At 67.1% G+C, this 17081-nt stretch carries 13 protein-coding genes; 4 read left to right on the top strand and 9 right to left on the bottom strand.

Going from position 1 to position 17081, the window contains the following annotated elements; translation table 11 throughout:
* Positions 1 to 384: 384 nt before the first annotated feature.
* The 3 genes from A5686_RS17185 to A5686_RS17175 are packed head-to-tail and all read left to right on the top strand — an operon-like array spanning position 385 to position 4040.
* Positions 385 to 1125 carry a lysophospholipid acyltransferase family protein gene (locus tag A5686_RS17185; RefSeq protein WP_231986402.1) on the top strand — a complete coding sequence of 247 codons (741 nt, stop codon included), beginning with the start codon at positions 385 to 387 and terminating at the stop codon, positions 1123 to 1125.
* A 3-nt stretch (positions 1126 to 1128) separates the two neighbouring features.
* Entirely contained in the window at positions 1129 to 2769 is a 1641-nt protein-coding gene (gene fadD12, locus A5686_RS17180; protein ID WP_067936658.1) for an acyl-CoA ligase FadD12, read from the top strand.
* A 5-nt stretch (positions 2770 to 2774) separates the two neighbouring features.
* A complete protein-coding gene (locus A5686_RS17175) occupies positions 2775 to 4040 on the top strand; it encodes an alpha/beta hydrolase (RefSeq protein WP_197520610.1) in 1266 nt (421 codons plus the stop codon).
* 18 nt (positions 4041 to 4058) lie between these two features.
* Here the strand turns inward: A5686_RS17175 and A5686_RS17170 are convergent, their stop codons facing one another.
* The 9 genes from A5686_RS17170 to uvrC form a co-directional block, all read right to left on the bottom strand.
* The gene (locus A5686_RS17170) at positions 4059 to 5453 is read right to left on the bottom strand and encodes a wax ester/triacylglycerol synthase family O-acyltransferase (protein WP_067936717.1); all 1395 of its coding nucleotides are present in this window, start codon (positions 5451 to 5453) and stop codon (positions 4059 to 4061) included.
* Between the two features lie 106 nt (positions 5454 to 5559).
* Positions 5560 to 6537, bottom strand: coding sequence for a PPE family protein (locus tag A5686_RS17165; RefSeq protein ID WP_231986401.1), 978 nt, complete (start codon positions 6535 to 6537; stop codon positions 5560 to 5562).
* 140 nt (positions 6538 to 6677) lie between these two features.
* The gene (locus tag A5686_RS17160; protein ID WP_067936650.1) at positions 6678 to 7034 is read right to left on the bottom strand and encodes a DUF732 domain-containing protein; all 357 of its coding nucleotides are present in this window, start codon (positions 7032 to 7034) and stop codon (positions 6678 to 6680) included.
* Between the two features lie 58 nt (positions 7035 to 7092).
* Complete coding sequence (locus A5686_RS17155; RefSeq protein WP_067936647.1) at positions 7093 to 8460, bottom strand: PPE family protein; 1368 nt, start codon at positions 8458 to 8460, stop codon at positions 7093 to 7095.
* A 14-nt stretch (positions 8461 to 8474) separates the two neighbouring features.
* Positions 8475 to 9731: a PPE family protein gene (locus tag A5686_RS17150; protein ID WP_067936645.1), complete on the bottom strand. Its 1257-nt coding sequence runs from the start codon at positions 9729 to 9731 to the stop codon at positions 8475 to 8477.
* A gap of 907 nt (positions 9732 to 10638) precedes the next feature.
* Positions 10639 to 11616 carry a DNA-binding protein WhiA gene (gene whiA / locus A5686_RS17145; protein WP_040631623.1) on the bottom strand — a complete coding sequence of 326 codons (978 nt, stop codon included), beginning with the start codon at positions 11614 to 11616 and terminating at the stop codon, positions 10639 to 10641.
* Complete coding sequence (yvcK, locus tag A5686_RS17140) at positions 11613 to 12677, bottom strand: uridine diphosphate-N-acetylglucosamine-binding protein YvcK (RefSeq protein ID WP_156750118.1); 1065 nt, start codon at positions 12675 to 12677, stop codon at positions 11613 to 11615. Before yvcK ends, whiA begins: the two co-directional genes overlap by 4 nt.
* A gap of 8 nt (positions 12678 to 12685) precedes the next feature.
* Positions 12686 to 13606, bottom strand: a complete 921-nt coding sequence (rapZ, locus tag A5686_RS17135) for an RNase adapter RapZ (RefSeq protein WP_067936639.1) — start codon at positions 13604 to 13606, stop codon at positions 12686 to 12688.
* Positions 13603 to 15546: an excinuclease ABC subunit UvrC gene (uvrC, locus tag A5686_RS17130; RefSeq protein WP_067936636.1), complete on the bottom strand. Its 1944-nt coding sequence runs from the start codon at positions 15544 to 15546 to the stop codon at positions 13603 to 13605. Before uvrC ends, rapZ begins: the two co-directional genes overlap by 4 nt.
* A gap of 102 nt (positions 15547 to 15648) precedes the next feature.
* Here uvrC and A5686_RS17125 point away from each other — a divergent pair, with 102 nt between their 5' ends.
* Complete coding sequence (locus tag A5686_RS17125) at positions 15649 to 16830, top strand: cupin domain-containing protein (RefSeq protein ID WP_067936713.1); 1182 nt, start codon at positions 15649 to 15651, stop codon at positions 16828 to 16830.
* The last annotated feature ends 251 nt before the right edge of the window (positions 16831 to 17081 follow it).

Genomic DNA, 17081 nt, shown 5'->3' with positions numbered 1-17081 from the left:
CAGCTGCGGTAAAAGGTGATTCAGCGCACGCCAGAGATGCTCCGGCGGACCGCAGGGCGTGCCTCCGCCGGTACCGGGCGGACAAATCGCCGGCGCACCTCTGTCGATCAGGACGTTGAGGGTTTCCCGATACGCACCGGACGGCGGGCGTCGAGCGCCGCCCGCGCCGGTTGCCCGGTGCCGGCCGGGCTGCGCCCGGGGCCCGACCCATCTCACCTTCGGGTCTTCGAATACGAAACACCATGACAGCCGCCGGGCCTTTGTCGCTACCATCGATTCGGCGAAGCGGCCCCGCGCGGGCGTCAAGGGAGGAACGTGACCGACAACGGCAAACCCGACGGCGGGGACATCGGCAAGTTCGACCCTGGCCTGACCCAGCGGCTGATGGCGGTCATGCGCCCGGTCCTGAAGGCATACTTCCGGTCCGAGGTGCACGGCCTGGACACGTTCCCACCCGGCGGAGCGCTGGTCGTCGGCAACCACTCCGGCGGCATGTTCCCCATGGACGTTCCGATCTTCAGCATCCACTTCTACGACAAACTCGGGTACGACCGCCCGGTCTACACGCTGAGCCACGACATCCTGATGACCGGGCCCACCGCAGACTTCTTCCGCCGCACCGGATACATCCGCGCCAACCGCGAGAACGCGGCGCAGGCATTGCGGTCCGGCGGGGTGGTGATCGTGTTCCCCGGCGGAGACTACGACGCCTATCGGCCCACCCGCTCGGAGAACGTCATCGACTTCGACGGCCGCAAGGGATACGTCCGCACCGCGATCGAGGCCGGCGTCCCGATCGTGCCGGCGGTGTCCATCGGCGGTCAGGAAACCCAGCTCTATCTGACCCGCGGCACCTGGCTGGCCGAGCGGCTGGGCATTAAACGCTTGCTGCGCAGCGCGATTCTGCCGCTGTCCTTCGGCTTCCCCTTCGGCTTGAGCGCGGTGATCCCGCCGAACCTGCCGCTGCCCACCAAGATCGTGACCCAGGTGCTCCCACCCATCGACATCGCCAAGCAGTTCGGCGACGACCCCGATGTCGACGAGGTCGACGAGTACGTGCGGTCGGTGATGCAGGAGGCCCTCACCGAGCTGGCCGCCAAGCGTCGCTTCCCGATCCTGGGCTAAGCGATGCGAATTCCGTTGAGCGAGACGCTCGGATTGATCACCACGCTGAGCCGCGCCGGCATGATCGCGCCGATGCGGCCCGACCGCTACCTCAAGATGGCCGCGGCCATGCGCCGCGAGGGCATGGGCATGACCGTGGGCTTCGCCGGTGCGGCGCAGCGCTGCCCCGACCGCCCCGGGCTGATCGACGAACTCGGCACGCTGACCTGGCGGGAACTCGATCAACGGATCAACGCGTTCGGCGCCGCGCTGCAACACCTGCCCGGGGGCCAGCCGAAGGTTGTGGGCATCATGTGCCGCAATCACCGCGGCTTCGTCGAAGCGGTGGTGGCCGTGAACCGGATCGGCTCCGACGTCGTGCTGCTCAACACCTCGTTCGCCGGGCCGGCGCTGGCCGAGGTCGTCAACCGCGAGGGCGTTGACGCCGTGGTCTACGACGAAGAGTTTACCCCGACGGTGGACCGCGCCCTGGCGGACAAGCCGGACGCCAGCCGCGTCGTGGCCTGGACGGACGGGAGACACGATGTCACCGTCGAGAAGCTGATCGCCGATCACGCCGGGCAACAACCCCGCCGCTCCGGCCGCAAGGGCAGGATGATCCTGCTCACCTCCGGCACCACCGGAACACCCAAGGGCGCCAACCAAACCGGCGGCAACGCCGGAATAGGCACGCTCAAGGCGATTTTGGACCGCACGCCGTGGCGGGCCGAGGAAAACATTGTGATCGTCGCGCCCATGTTCCACGCCTGGGGCTTCTCCCAGTTGATCTTCGCCGCGTCCATGGCCTGCACGGTGATCACCCGGCGCAAATTCGACCCCGAGGCCACGCTGGATCTCATCGACCGCCACCAGGCCACCGGGCTTGCCGTGGTGCCGGTGATGTTCGACCGCATCATGGAGTTGCCCGCCGAGGTGCGACGTCGCTACAGCGGCCGATCCCTGAGATTCGCCGCGGCATCGGGATCGCGGATGCGGCCCGACGTGGTCATCGCGTTCATGGACGCATTCGGTGACGTGATCTACAACAACTACAACGCCACCGAGGCCGGCATGATCGCCACCGCCACTCCGCAGGACCTGCGGGCCGCACCCGACACCGCCGGCCGGCCCGCGGGGGGAACCGAAATCCGCATCCTGGACCCGGAATTCAACGAGGTGCCCACCGGCGAGGTCGGCAGCATCTACGTGCGCAACAACACTCAGTTCGACGGTTACACGGAGGGCTCAACCGGCAAAGGGAAGGATTTCCACGCCGGCTTCATGTCGTCGGGCGACCTGGGCTATCTGGACGAGGCGGGGCGCCTGTTCGTCGTCGGCCGCGACGACGAGATGATCGTCTCCGGCGGCGAGAACGTGTACCCGATCGAGGTGGAGAAGATCCTGGTGGCACACGCCGACGTGGCGGAGGCATCGGTGATCGGCGTGGACGACGAACAATACGGGCAGCGGCTGGCAGCCTTCGTGGTGCTGCAGCCCGGCGCCTCGCTCGACGCGGCCGCCGCTCCTGAGGCGCTCAAGCAGCACGTGCGGGAGAACCTGGCCAACTACAAAATCCCCCGCGAAATCACGGTCCTGGACGAACTTCCGCGCAGCAGCACCGGCAAGGTCCTGCGCGCCGACTTGCAAGCGCGGGTGAAGGGGTGAAGCGGCTGCCTCGAACGATCACAAAGCCCCGGCCGCTCGCACGGGCCGGGCTCGAGTTGATCAACGCCGCCAACGGATTACGCCCGCTGGCCCGCAAGGGCTACAGCACCGTACTGGTCTTCTGGTATGGCTGGCCGGCCTCGGAGGTGCCCGGCATCTACTTCTCCGCCTCGCTGCTCGACGCGCTGCGGCGGGGTCGGCGCGGGGACTTCGCGGGGCGGCGCGGGAAAGCCGCCCTGGCGCTGACCGTGGCGTCCTGGGCCATCCTGGGCGTCATCAAGTATCGCGGCGTCACCACCCCCGGGCCGGTGCTTGAGGCGGGGCTGCGCGACCAACTGGGCGATGACTACGAAGAGGCGCTGAGCAAGCTGCCCCAGACGACGCCGACGCGCAGCGGCAGACGCACCCTGCCGCTGGGCAACACCATCGCGCGCCGGCGCTACGTCGAGAAGACGAACGTGGTGTCCTACGGCCCGCACGGGCGCGCCAACCTCGCCGACATCTGGCGCCGCCGCGACCTGCCGCGCGACGGCAAGGCGCCGGTGCTGCTGCAGGTGCCTGGCGGCGCCTGGGTGATCGGAATGCGCCGCCCCCAGGCCTATCCGCTGATGAGCCACCTGGCCGCGCGCGGCTGGGTGTGCGTGTCGATCGGCTACCGGGTATCGCCGCGGCATACGTGGCCCGACCACATCATCGACGTCAAACGCGCGCTCGCCTGGGTCAAGGAGAACATCTCCCGCTACGGCGGGGACCCGAACTTCGTGGCGATCACCGGCGGATCCGCCGGCGGCCACCTCTGTTCGTTGGCGGCGCTGACGCCCAACGACCCCAAATTCCAGCCCGGTTTCGAGGACGCCGACACCTCGGTGGTGGCCGCGGTGCCGGTGTACGGGCGCTATGACTGGTTCTCCACCGAGGGCGAAGGCCGGCGCGAATTCGTGGACATGCTCCAAAAGCTGGTTGTCAAAAAGAAATTCGCTGCGCATCGCGACATCTTCGTCGACGCCTCGCCGATCCGGCGGCTGCGCGCCGACGCACCGCCCTTCTTCGTCCTGCACGGCCACGACGATTCGCTCATCCCGGTCGGCGAGGCCGCCGAGTTCGTCGAGGAACTGCGTGGGGTATCCAAAAACCCGGTCGCCTACGCCCAATTACCGCACGCCCAGCACGCTTTCGACATCTTCAGCTCCCCACGGGCGCATCGGTCCGCGGAGGCCGTGGCTCGATTCCTGTCCTGGGTGTACGCGACGAATCCGCCCGAGCGCGACTAGGCCTGACGGCGGCGGCCCCTAACCGTTCTCCCGCGCGGCGGCCTTCTCCAGGTCGGTCAGCGCCGGCTCGATCCGGTCGGCCATGTCGTCGATGTCGTTGGCCACCTCGGGCGTCGTCACGAAACCGAAGTCCAGGTAGTCGGTGTAGGAGAAGCAGGTGATGTTCAGCGCGACGTCCATCACCGGCGGCCCCAGCGGCACCAGCGAATCCAGTTTGGCGCCCGCCATGTACAACGGGAACGGCGGGCCGGGGACGTTGGAGACGACCAGGTTGATGGGCGCCAGGTTCCGCGACAGCCCGCTGGCGGTGTAGGCCCGCGCGGCCAGACCCAACAACCCGGGCGGCGTGGTCTCGGTCAGCCCCATGATCTGATGCGCGGACAACGCCTTGGCCATCAGCTTGGCGCTTTGGGTGCTTTCGTGGATGGCCCGCAGCCGCTCACCGGGGTCGTCGACATCGGTGGCCAACGAGACGGTCATCGAGCTGACCTTGTTACCGACGTCGTCCTTGTCGTCGTCGGTCCGCGTCGAGACGGGGATCTGGGCGATCAGCGGTTTGGCCGGCAGCTCACCGCGCTTCTGTAAGTAGTCACGCGCGGCCCCGGCCACCAGGGCCAGTACGACGTCGTTGAGCTTGACGCCGTACGCGTCCTTGATCAGCTTGGCGCGGGCCAGTTCGACGCGGGCGCCGGTGATGCGCCGGTGCGGCGAGACCGGTGCATTGAAGCGGGTTTTGGGCGCTTCGAAATAGCGGGGCGGCCTACTGCGCACACCCAGGGTGGCGATCTGCTGGCGCACGGTCTGCTCCATCAGCCGCGCGATGCGAAACGGCGTCTTGACACCGACGTTGATGAGCGCTCCCACGGCCCGCCGCTCCAACCCCGGCAGTTGGAAACCCACCAGCGACCCGACCGTTTCCTGTTGCGGCGCACGCGGTTCCGGTGTGACGTCCAACAGGATTTCACCCAGGCCGGCACCCGAGACCCCATCGACGATGGCGTGGTGCATCTTGGTCAGCGTGGCGACCCGGCCGCCCTCGACGCCCTCGATCACCCACATCTCCCACAGCGGCCGGGAGCGGTCCAGCTTGTAGGACATCAACCGGCCCACCAGTTCCTCGAGCTCGCGGCGACCGCCGGGCGCGGGAACACCGATGCGGCGGACGTGGAAGTCCACGTCCAGCTCTTCGTCTTCGACGAACCAGGGCCGGTCCAAGCCCAGCGGCGCGCCGGTGACCCGCCACCGCAACTGCGGTACCTCCGGCAAACGTTCGATCAGTAATTGACGGAGGCGTTGAAAGCTGTACTCGGGGGACTCCTTCGGGTCGCAGATCGCCAACGCCCCGACGTGCATGTGCCAGCCCGCGGTTTCCGCTGACCAAAACGCCGCATCAACACTCGAAAGCCGTTTCATCACCCGACCGTAGCCCCCCTGCCCCCGTCGCGAACAGCAATGGCGAACAAACTACCGGTCGGTTTGGCCGAGGCGACATGGTGTCACCGAATGGAAAGTGGCGAGCTCATTGGCTGCGATCCACGGGAGTTGCTTGCGGACTCGGCGACTTCGGGCTGGGCATTGATCGAGTCCACGCCCGCGGAACCGACAAGATCCCGATTGCCGCCCCGCTACCGACGCTCACACGTGGCGCCGCGTGATTCGTGCGGCCCGCTCCGGGCCGCAGCGACCACATGACGGCGGCCCTGTTCAACGAGGCGGCCTTGTTGACCGAACTCAGGTGGCTGAGCGCGAAGTCCAGTGGCGCCGACAAAGCACTCAGCCTGGACAAGGGTGCCGTTATCGGCAGCAGGGACTCGTCGAAGGTGGCCAGCGGGGAGGAGGACAACTCATCGAGCGCTTCTGAGATAGTCGAGATCACTTGGCAGCCGGTGGCGATTACTTCCGGCGCCACCGTCAGACGCCAGTTTCGGGACGGCTCGCTGAACCCCGGGCCATGGTGCGCGGCCTCGCAGAGGCCGGCGGGAGGCGGGGGCGAACTGAACGGCGTCAGCTTCCAGATGCGGGCCGAGGCACGGGCGTAGGCATACATGGCGGCGGCGTCCTGGGCCCACATCCTTTCGTAGTCGGCGTCGGTGTCCGCGATGGCCGCACTGCTTTGGCCCAGGCAGTTCGAGGCGGCCAGCGCGATCCGCTGCAACCGATTGGCATCGATCAGATGAGGCGCCACTACCGCCGCACGCGTCAAACCGTAGGCGCTCGCGGCTTCCTTGGCCTGGGCTGCCGTCTGACGGGCCCGCGCGGCGGTAGCGTCGAGCCAAGCGAGATGGTCTGCGACGGCACGGAATATCGCCGTCGCCGGAGCACCTCGTTGTTCGGAATCCAGCGTTGAGATAGCCGCCCGATAGCTCAGTGCCATGTCACTGAGCTGGGCGCTCAGCGCACCCCAAGCCTTGGCGGCGTCCATCATTGACCCGGCACCGGGACCCGAATGCATCCTCCCGGAATTGCTTTCCGGCGGAAGCGTACCGAAATCCGTCACTGACCCCAGCTCAACGGCGGGCGAGTTATGCTGCAACATCAGGCTTTTCTCTAAGGAGTGAAGGGGATCGGTTTCGGCCATTGCGGTGTCGTGCTGTGATGCGGTCGCGGATTATCTTGCGGCTGTTGACCCTCAGTCGTTCATCCGCTTTTGGCGCCGGGTCCCGCCGAGGCGTCCAGTTGCCGTGGGCAATACGCCTTCGCCGATATCGTCGCGAACTGGGCGGCGCCGTTGGTGGTCAGTGCGGGGTTGTTGTCCCGCAGGTCGTTGAGGAGTTGAAGACCCGATACACCCCGAGCGAGCAAGCCGCAGACCGCTTTCCCGGCGCTCACGGCTTGGTTCGGGTCCTGGAAGCTGATGCCCACCGTATGTAGGTCAGCGATGAAGACTTCATTGTTTTCGTCGGCGGCCGCCTCATCCTCGCCTGGTATGGCGTGCGCGGGGACCGCGGTAACGATCCCCAGCGATACACCGAGAAGCGCTAACAGCAGTTTCATGCATCCCCCTTCGATGCGTACGTTGATGGTGGTTTTTCGCGGGTGTTCCGGTCTTGCGCTACCCCAGCTTCGAGCCGGACGATCCGACGGCGATCTCCTCGCCCTCGGTCACGTGCACGGCGTGTACGCCGGGCGTTGTTCTGAGTTTGGCGACCAGGTCATCGAGGCCGGCCTCGTCGACGTTCCAGTGCTGTACCTGGTCGGGCATCTCCTGAAGTTGGGCGATGATGCGGTCCAGCTTGACCGGCTTCGTGCGGCGTTCGCCGGTGATTCCGGGCGCCTCGATGCCGGTCGAGCTGACGACACGCGCCGCCGGGCTGCCCAGGGCGCCGCCGGCCAGGCCGCCCAGCGTCGCCTCGTTGACCAGGGCGCCGGGGATACCTGCCGGGGCGGCCGCAGCGAGGCTGGTGGCCGGTAGCGCGCTGGAGGCCAGCCTGATCGCCGGCGCCGCGGTGGCCCAGTTCGGCGGCACCGATAATTTGCCCACAGTCGGCGCGTTGCCCAATACCGCCGATACGGGCTTGACTGGGACGGCCGCGGCCACATGCCCCGGAGACGCCAGACCGGCGCCCAACGACGTTTTCGACATCGCGGCGCTCCACGGCGCATAGATGAAGAAGTTCTTCCACTGCGAGATGCCCATGCTGGTACTGGAATTGACAACGTTGGTCCACGTCGCCTGTGTGCCGAATTGCGAAATGGTCGAATACAGCGTCTCCCAGAAGGGCGCGATCTCAGTACTCCCCGTGGCCCCGCCGATCAAGTCCTGCCAAAACTTGGTGTATTGGCCGGTGAGCGAAGTGATGTAGTCCTCGATCTGTTTGAGCCACGACGACAACGACTGCGACTCCGACGCGGCGACGGCGACAGCCTGGGTCGCCGAACCGGTGTCATTGGTGGTCGCCGGTGCTTTCTCGAACGGCGTCAACTCGCCGGCGGACTCCGACGCGCTGGCGTACCCGAACATCGCCGCGACATCTTGGGCCCACATCTGGCTGTACTCGGCCTCGGTCGCCGCGATCGCCGCGCCGTTTTGCCCCAAGACGTTCGTCTGCAACAGCGTGGCCAGCAGGCTGCGGTTCGCCGCGATAACCGCCGGCGGCACGACGGCCGCCAACGCGGCCTCGTAGGCGCCGGCCGCGGCCCGGGCCTGGACGGCAGTCGCTTCGGCCTGGCCCGCTGTGGTCGATAGCCACGCCACATAGGGGGCCGCCGCGGCGGTCATCGCCTCTGAGGCCGGGCCCTGCCACGACTCGCCGGCCAGTTCCGCAATCACCGATCCGTACGATGCCGCCGCGGAGTGCAACTCGGCAGCCAGCCCGTCCCAAGCCGCGGCAGCCCCCAGCAACGGCGCCGCGCCCGGGCCCGTATAGATCTGGGTGGAGATCACTTCCGGTGACAGCGCTGCGAAATCCCCGAAAACCATTGCCGCAACCTCTCTTATCTTGTGTTCGGCGGTATCACGATGACGGTCGATGTGGTCGCGATGTCGTCGGCAGCCACAGCACCGGGAACCCGCACGGTCGACCCGGCGACCGTGCGGGTGGCGGTCGCGCCGACAGCACGCCCGGCCAGACTCGATAAAGCGGTCGGGCCGAACATGCCCTGTTGACCGTTCACCGCCATTGCGGGAGCGGCGTCCAGCATGGTCTCTGGCAGCTCGGCGGCAACCGTCCTGATTGCCGGGACCGCCGAGGCCCAGCTCGACGGCACCGACAACGACCCCACCAAGCCGGCACGGCCCGCCGCCGCCGAAACCGAGCCCGCACTCGACAGCGCGGCCGAACCGCTCAGCAGGTCGCTGTGCAGCAGCGGGGCCAATACGCCGAGCAGCGGCTTCGGATGCAGCAGGGGGCCGATACCCTGGATGCCCACACCGAGGCTCGGGATGCTGATGGAGATCTGGTACCAGTTCTTCATCAAATTCCCCAGGCCCAGCGGCGTGTACGGTCCGGAGACAACTCCCATGACACTGTTGAACGTCTTCAGGATTCCGGTGACGTCCGTCAGGCTCAGCGGCAGCCCGGCTGCCGCCGTTGCCGCATCGGCGTTCAAGGCAAGGCTTTGCGCCGCCAACGGAGCCTGCGAGACCGACTGTGTCAGCAAAGATTCCGCGCCCGATACGGTCGACGACCGTAGCGCGGACGTGACCGCGGCCGCCTGGTCAACGGTCCCGTCGGCGATCGTCGGGGCTGCGCTGAACGGGGGCAGCCGGGTTGCGGCCGCCGCAGAACCGGCATAGGCATACATAGCTGCGGCGTCTTGGGCCCACATCTCGGCGTACTGGGCCTCAGTGGCGGCGATCGCCGGAGTGTTTTGGCCCAGGAAGTTGGTCGCAATCAGCGACGCCAACAACGCCCGGTTGGCCACGATCACCGGCGGCGGGACCGTGGCCGCGAAAACTGCTTCATAGGCCGCAGCCGCCGCATTGGCTTGGGCTGCCGTCTGTTCGGCCTGCACGGCGGTGCCGTCAAGCCACTCGATGTAGGGGGCCGCCGCGGCGGCCATCGCTGCAGACGAGGGCCCACGCCAGGTGGTTCTCAGCTCCGAGATGGCCGAACCGTAAGACGCTGCGGTCGAACGCAATTCGGCTGCCAACCCTTGCCAGGCGGCCGCAGCTGCCAGCAACGGCGCCGATCCCGGCCCTGAGTAGACCCTGCCGGAGTTGATCTCCGGCGGTAACAACCCGAAATCCAATGCCTTCCCCCGCCTCTTGCGTCGCCGACAAGGCGAACGTCAACGTCGTTGAGCACTTCATCGCCGCCAGAAGAGTTTGCTGGGCGACGACCATGTCCTTTCGTAGACAGGACAGTAGCCAGCGATCACCCCAAGGCCGTCCGCCGAGAATCGACCACGGTCGGCGCCGTCGCAGGGTTCCGACGCCGGGGCGCGCATGCGAGATTCGATAACCGAACCGGCGATAAACGTCTCTACCTCGCACAAATCCGAGAAGACGAGATGGTGAATGGGTGCTGAAGAGCCGGGAAAGGCGCCCCTCGGCCGTTAACCACGAATAAAAATCTCGCCATCACAAATTGAGTTCGCGGCGAATGGGGTCGTACCGCGACGCCCGCACGGGGACTGGGCCCTGCCGACCAGAGCGTGGACCCAGCACAGAAGAGGGCCGGAACACCGGCCGCGCGATCGCGATGGACGAAGGTGTGGCTGAGCTGAGTTCGGCGTGGCCACGGTGCCAGCGCGCGTTCTCCACGCCTGCCTATAGGCAGCTCCCGTTGGCTCACGCGGCGGGTACGTCTGCACTCATATCATTTTCAAAGATTTTATGTAAGCCCTCTGAATTTGCGCGTCGAATAGGTGTCTAAAGATCCCAACCTCGCCTATTTATGCCCCGCCGTTCGTCCATAAAAGGATATCGATAGCCGCATTCATACCCAACGTAAAGAAATCGCATTCATGGGATCCGCTCGGGCCCGGAACATGAACGGATGCCACGGAAGAACCACACCGGACCGCGCGCATCGAAATTCTTCACCGCAACGATTGCGAGCGTCTGCCCGTCCGACTGTTCAGCGCTCAAACACGGTTTGCCACCGGCGAGTCGCGCGGGCCCGGTGGAGCAACCGCCGCACACCGCGCGTCGGGGTTAAGCGTCCTCTAGCAAATCCGGCGTGACCGCCGACTCGGTGTCGGGAATGCCCTCGACCTTCGCCTTGCGGTCAGCCATCGACAACAGCCGCCGAATACGGCCCGCCACAGCATCTTTCGTCATCGGGGGGTCGGCGAGCCGGCCGAGTTCCTCGAGCGACGCCTGCCGGTGCTCGACGCGCAGCTTGCCAGCCGAGGCCAGGTGGTCCGGGACGGTGTCGCCCAGTATCTCCAGGGCCCGCTCCACCCGGGCCGCGGCGGCGACCGCCGCCCGGGCCGACCGGCGCAGGTTGGCGTCGTCGAAGTTGGCCAGTCGGTTGGCGGTGGCCCGAACCTCGCGCCGCATCCGGCGCTCCTCCCACACCAGCCGGGTGTCCTGGGCGCCCATCCGCGTCAGCAGAGCGCCGATCGCCTCGCCGTCGCGCACGACGACCCGATCGGCGCCACGCACCTCGCGGGCCTTCGCGCTGACACCGAGCCGCCGCGCGGCACCCACCAGCGCCAGCGCCGCCTCCGGGCCGGGGCAGCTGACTTCCAGCGCCGACGAGCGTCCCGGCTCGGTCAGCGACCCGTGCGCCAGGAAGGCTCCTCGCCACGCGGCTTCGGCATCGCCGACGCTGCCGCCCACCACCTGCGCCGGCAGCCCGCGCACCGGCCGGCCGCGGTTGTCGAGCAGGCCGGTCTGGCGGGCCAGCGCCTCGCCGTCATTGGCCACCCGCAACACGTATCGGGTGCTCTTGCGAATCCCGCTGGCCGACAACACATGCACGACGGCGTTGTACCCGTAGAGTTCGAAAATGTCCTTGCGCAACCGCCGCGCGACGTTGCCCAGGTCCACCTCCGCCTCGACCACGACGCGGCCGCCGACGATGTGCAGCCCGCCGGCAAACCTCAGCAGGGACGTGACTTCCGCGCGGCGGGCACTGACCGATTTCACAATGAGGCGGCTCAGTTCGTCCTTGACTTCGGTCGTCATCGCCACGCGTCGTCACCCCTTGGTCCGCTGCCGGCCGGTCCACTCCCACCGGCTTGTGGTCCTGCACCGTCGACCCGAATATCCGCGGTGGCAGTGATCGGAGACGCTCCCGGAGCCTTACCGGCCGCCCGGACCCCGTCCAGGGCCGCCGCGAGTTTGCCTGGATCATGTAAAGGTGTACCAGGTCTGGCCACGTCGGCGAAGTGGACCTCGGCCGAAAGCAGTGTGGCGGTGCGGCGCAGTTGATCGCGTTCGCGCTCACTGGGCACCCGTTCGGCATCGATGATGATGTCGTGCACGCTGAATGCCGGTGCGTGCTGCGCCAGCACGTGCAGATGACGCTCGACCGAGAAGCCCGCCGTCTCCCCCGGCTCGGCCACCAGATTGAGCACCAGGGCGCGCCTAGCGGTGGTCGCCCGAAGCGCCGCCGCGAGTCCGGGCACCAGCACATGCGGGATCACGCTGGTGAACCACGAGCCGGGGCCCAGCACCACCAAGTCGGCGGCCATGATGGCGTCGACGGCCTGCCGTGTCGCCGGGGGGTTGTCGGGCAGCAGCCGCACGCGGCGCACCTTGCCCGGTGTGGTCGCGATGGCCACCTGGCCGCGGATCAGCCGGAAGATCCGGGGGTCGCTTTCCAGGCCGGAGACGTCGGCCTCGATCTGTAGCGCGATCGGGCACATCGGCAGCACCCGCCCCTTGACGCCGAGGATGCGCCCCAGCTCATCGAGGGCGGCCACCGGATCGGCCAGCACCTCGGACAGGCCGGCCAGTAACAGGTTGCCGATCGGATGCCCGGCCAAGGCGCCGCTGCCGCCGAACCGGTGCTGCATGATGGTCGCCCACAGCCGACCGTGCGGACTGTCGGATGCCAAGGCGGCCAACGCCATTCGCAGGTCGCCGGGGGGCACGACATCCAGTTCGTTGCGCAGCCGGCCCGAAGAACCGCCGTCGTCGGCGACGGTGACCACCGCGGTGACATGGGGAGTCAGCCGACGAGCCGCCGACAGCGTCGCGTACAGGCCGTGTCCGCCGCCCAGCGCGACGATGCCCCGGTTTATCGGCTCGGTCATTCGCGGCCCAGATCCCGGTGCAGCACCCGCACCGACAGTTGCGCTTCCCCCTTCTGGGCGTTCAGCAACTGCATCAACGCCTCGGCGATCGCGACGCTGCGATGTTTGCCGCCGGTGCAGCCGATGGCGACCGTCATATAGCGCTTGCCCTCCCGGCGGTAGCCGTCGACGACCAGAGTCAGCAATCGATGGTAGGCGTCGAGGAACTCCGCCGCGCCGGGCTGGCTCAACACATAATCGCGCACCGCCGGGTCCTGCCCGGTGCGTGGACGCAATTCGTCGACCCAGTGCGGGTTCGGCAGGAACCGCACGTCCATCACCATGTCGGCGTCCATCGGCAGGCCGTACTTGAAGCCGAACGACTCGACCGTGACGCTGGTGGTCGCGCTGGCGGCGCCGCCGAATGCCCGCTCGATGGTCTCGCGCAAGCCGCGCACGGACAACGTCGATGTGTCGATGATCAGGTCGGCGGTGGCGCGAACCGATGCCAGCATGCGCCGCTCAGCGGCAATGCCCTCGGCCAGGGTCTGATCACCCTGCAGCGGGTGGCTGCGACGATTCTGTTCGTAGCGGCGAACCAACATGTCGTCGGATGCTTCCATGAACACCACGCGCGGGGCGATGTTTCGGGTGGCCAGCTCGGTGCGCACCGAATCCAGATCGCCGGTGAAGCCGCGCGACCGCACGTCCATCACCACCGCCAGCTGGGTGATCCGCGAGCCGGCGGCCAGACCGAAATCGACCATCCGGGTGATCAGCTGCGGGGGTAAGTTGTCCGCCACGTACCAGCCGAGGTCTTCGAGCACCTTGGCCGCGGTACCCCGCCCAGCGCCCGACAATCCGGTCACCAGCACCACGTCGATGCCGGCCGGGGCGTCCACCGAGCGACCGCCCGCGAACTCACCTGGGCCCGTCATGGGGCGGCCTCGGTTTGTTCGGGTCGCAGCGCCTCCACAACGGCCGTGGCTGTTGCCACCCCGATCCCGGGAACCGCGGTGATCTGGTCGACGGTGGCCTCCTTGAGGCGGGCTATCGATCCGAAATGGCTTACCAACGCCTTGCGGCGATGTTCTCCCAAGCCTGGCACCGAATCCAGCGCCGATGCCGTCATTCGCTTGGATCGCTTGCTGCGATGGTAGGTGATCGCGAACCGATGCGCTTCGTCACGGACGCGTTGCAACAGATATAGCCCTTCGCTGTTGCGCGGCATGATGACAGGGTCGGGCTCCGAGGGTACCCACACCTCTTCCAGTCGCTTGGCCAGGCCGATCACGGCGACATCGGTGATGCCGAGTTCCTCGAGCACCGAGCTGGCCGCGTTGACTTGTGGCGCACCGCCGTCGACGACGTAGAGATTGGGCGGATAGGCGAAGCGGCGAGACTTTCCTTCCGGTGAAAGCATATTCGGGTCATTTTGTTCGGCCAGGTGCCGCGCGAAGCGGCGACGGGTCACCTCGGCGATGGAGGCGACGTCGTCGGAGCGCCCCTGTCCGGCGGCTTCCCGGATGGCGAAGTGCCGGTAGTCCGATTTGCGCGGCAGTCCGTCCTCGAACACCACCAGCGAGCCCACCACGTCGGTGCCCTGCACATGGCTGATGTCCACACATTCGATGCGCAGCGGCGCGTCGGACAAGCCGAGGGCCTCCTGGATGTTCTGCAGCGCAGCGGATCTGGCGTTGAAATCGCCGGCGCGCCTCAGCTTGTGTTGCTGCAGTGCCTCTTTGGCGTTGCGCTGTACCGTTTCGGCCAGCGCCCGTTTGTCACCGCGCTGCGGCACCCGCAGCGCCACCCGCGATCCGCGCAGGCCGGACAGCCAACTGGTCAGCTCGCCGGCGTTGGACGGCAGGCACGGCACCAGCACCTCGCGCGGCACCGGGTTGGTGGATTCGTCTGCGGCGCCGCCCAATTCGGCCTGCTCGCCGTAGAACTGCGTCAGAAACTGCTCGACCAGCTGTTCCTCGCCAGAATCACCGGCTTCCGCGGACTTTTCGACGATCCAGCCGCGCTGACCGCGCACCCGGCCGCCACGCACGTGGAACACCTGCACCGCGGCCTCGAGTTCGTCGTCGGCGAACGCCACCACATCGGCGTCGGTGCCGTCGCCGAGGACGACGGCCTGTTTCTCCATCGCCCTCTTCACCGCGCCCAGGTCGTCGCGCAGTCGAGCGGCCCGCTCGAAATCGAGTTGCTCGGCCGCGGCGTTCATTTGCTGCTCCAGCTCGCGGGCGAACCGGTCGGTCTTGCCGGACAGGAAGTCGCAGAAATCGTCCACGATCTGGCGGTGCTGTTCCGCACTGACCCTACCGATACACGGCGCCGAGCATTTGTCGATGTAGCCGAGCAGGCAGGGACGGTCAATCTGCTTGTGCCGCTTGAACACTCCCGCCGAGCACGTACGGGCCGGAAACACTCGGGTGAGCAGGTCCAGCGTCTCGCGGATGGCCCACGCGTGCGAGTACGGCCCGAAATATCGCACCCCGTTGCGGCGGGGACCGCGATAGACCATCAGCCGCGGGAACTCCTCGTTGAGGGTCACCGCCAGCACCGGATAGGTTTTGTCGTCGCGATAGCGGACGTTGAACCGCGGGTCGAACTCCTTGATCCAGTTGTATTCGAGCTGCAGCGCCTCGACTTCGGTGTTGACCACCGTCCACTCCACCTTGGCCGCGGTAGTCACCATCTGCCTGGTGCGCGGGTGCAGGCTGGAGATGTCGGCGAAGTATGACGTCAGCCGGCTGCGTAGGCTCTTGGCCTTGCCGACGTAGATGACTCGCCCGTGCGGATCCCGGAATCGGTAGACGCCAGGCTCCACCGGAATGGACCCGGGGGCGGGGCGATAGGTGGCGGGATCGGGCACAGACCCAGGCTAGTAGCCGCCGGCCCAGCGCCGAGAAAGGCGGGGCGCGCGCGAGTGCCGGTCTACTGTGGTGCATACCGGTCGCCACGATGTTTTGGGGGGATCACCGTCGAGTCCTCGCTAGCCTGGTTGCTGCAGCCTGTCCCGGTCGACTCGTTCCTCGCGGAGATCTGGGCAAGCAGGCACCACCACATCAAGCGATGCCAGCCGGGTTACTTCGCCGGGCTGCTGCCCGGCCCCTCGGCCGTGGACGGGCTCCTGGAACAGGTGCAGCCGGAACCGTCGGCCGTGCGGCTCGTCAAAAGCGGCGAGGACAAGGATCCGGGGACCTACCGACGCGCCGATGGCGGCCTGGACCCGGTCCGGATACGACTCTGCCTGGCCGACGGCTACACCATGGTCTTGAACGGACTCGAGCGATACTCACGCACGATCGCGTCGTTGTCGCACTCCATCGAAGTCGAACTGAACTTCCCGACACGGGTCAACGCCTACGTCACCCCACCGGAATCGACCGGCTTCGTCCCGCACTACGACCCCCACGACGTGCTGGTCCTGCAGATCCAGGGATCCAAGACGTGGCATGTGTCCGGTGCTGCCGCCGTGCCGCCGCATGAGATCCAGCGGCGCAAAGGGGTGGGGACGGCCGAGCCCACCGCGTCGACCGATGTGCGCATGCAGCCCGGCGATGTGCTGTATCTGCCCCGCGGCCAAGTGCATTCGGCCGAAACGCACTCCGAGCCGTCGGTCCATTTGACGATCGGGCTGCATGCGCCCACCGTGCTCACGCTCCTCACCCACGCGCTGTATGCGCTCAGTTTGCGCGACCCGCGCGTGCACGACCGCCTGCCGCCGCGACACCTGGATGACGCAGCCGCCCGCGCCGGCCTGGACGACTTCGTCCGGGACACCCTGCGAGCCGTCGAGGATCCGCAGATCCTCACCGAAAGCCTCGAAGCGCTGGCCGAGGTCTTGGTCCGGCGCGGCCGATGCCCTCCGGTCGGGCGGGTCAAAGACACGGTGGGCATCGACGGGCAGACGCTGGTCGCCAAGTATGAACCGCTCTACGCGCGAGTTGCGCGCGTAGAGGACCGCGTCGTCCTGCAGTTCGCTCAGCTGTCGGTGGGCGCCGGCGCCGACCATGAAGCGGCGATGCTGTTTTTGGCCCGCAGCACCGGGGCGTTTCGGGTGGGCGATCTGCCCGGGCTCAGCGCAGGGCAACAGACGGGGCTGGCCCAGACGCTGATCCTGAACGGATTCCTCGTCCGGCTGTCCGATGGCTGACAGTTAGCTTCGCATTTTCAGTGAAAATGCGGATTTATATCCGTCTTTGCGGTTATTTTCTGCGTACAATACTGTATGTGCGGGCTAACGTTCCTGCCGTCGCTGTCCCTATCGCACAGCTGGCCCGTCTCAGCACATGGACGGATCAGTTGACTGACGACGCGATGGCGGCGGCTGCGTCTTCGCCGGCCCGCAGTTGTCGCATCGCTGAAACGCCGAAAGCCACTGAGAGGCCGGATAACGCGCTCCCG

Source organism: Mycobacterium sp. E2479, assembly GCF_001667925.1.
Lineage (GTDB): Bacteria > Actinomycetota > Actinomycetes > Mycobacteriales > Mycobacteriaceae > Mycobacterium.
This window is presented reverse-complemented; position numbering and strand designations above follow the sequence as displayed.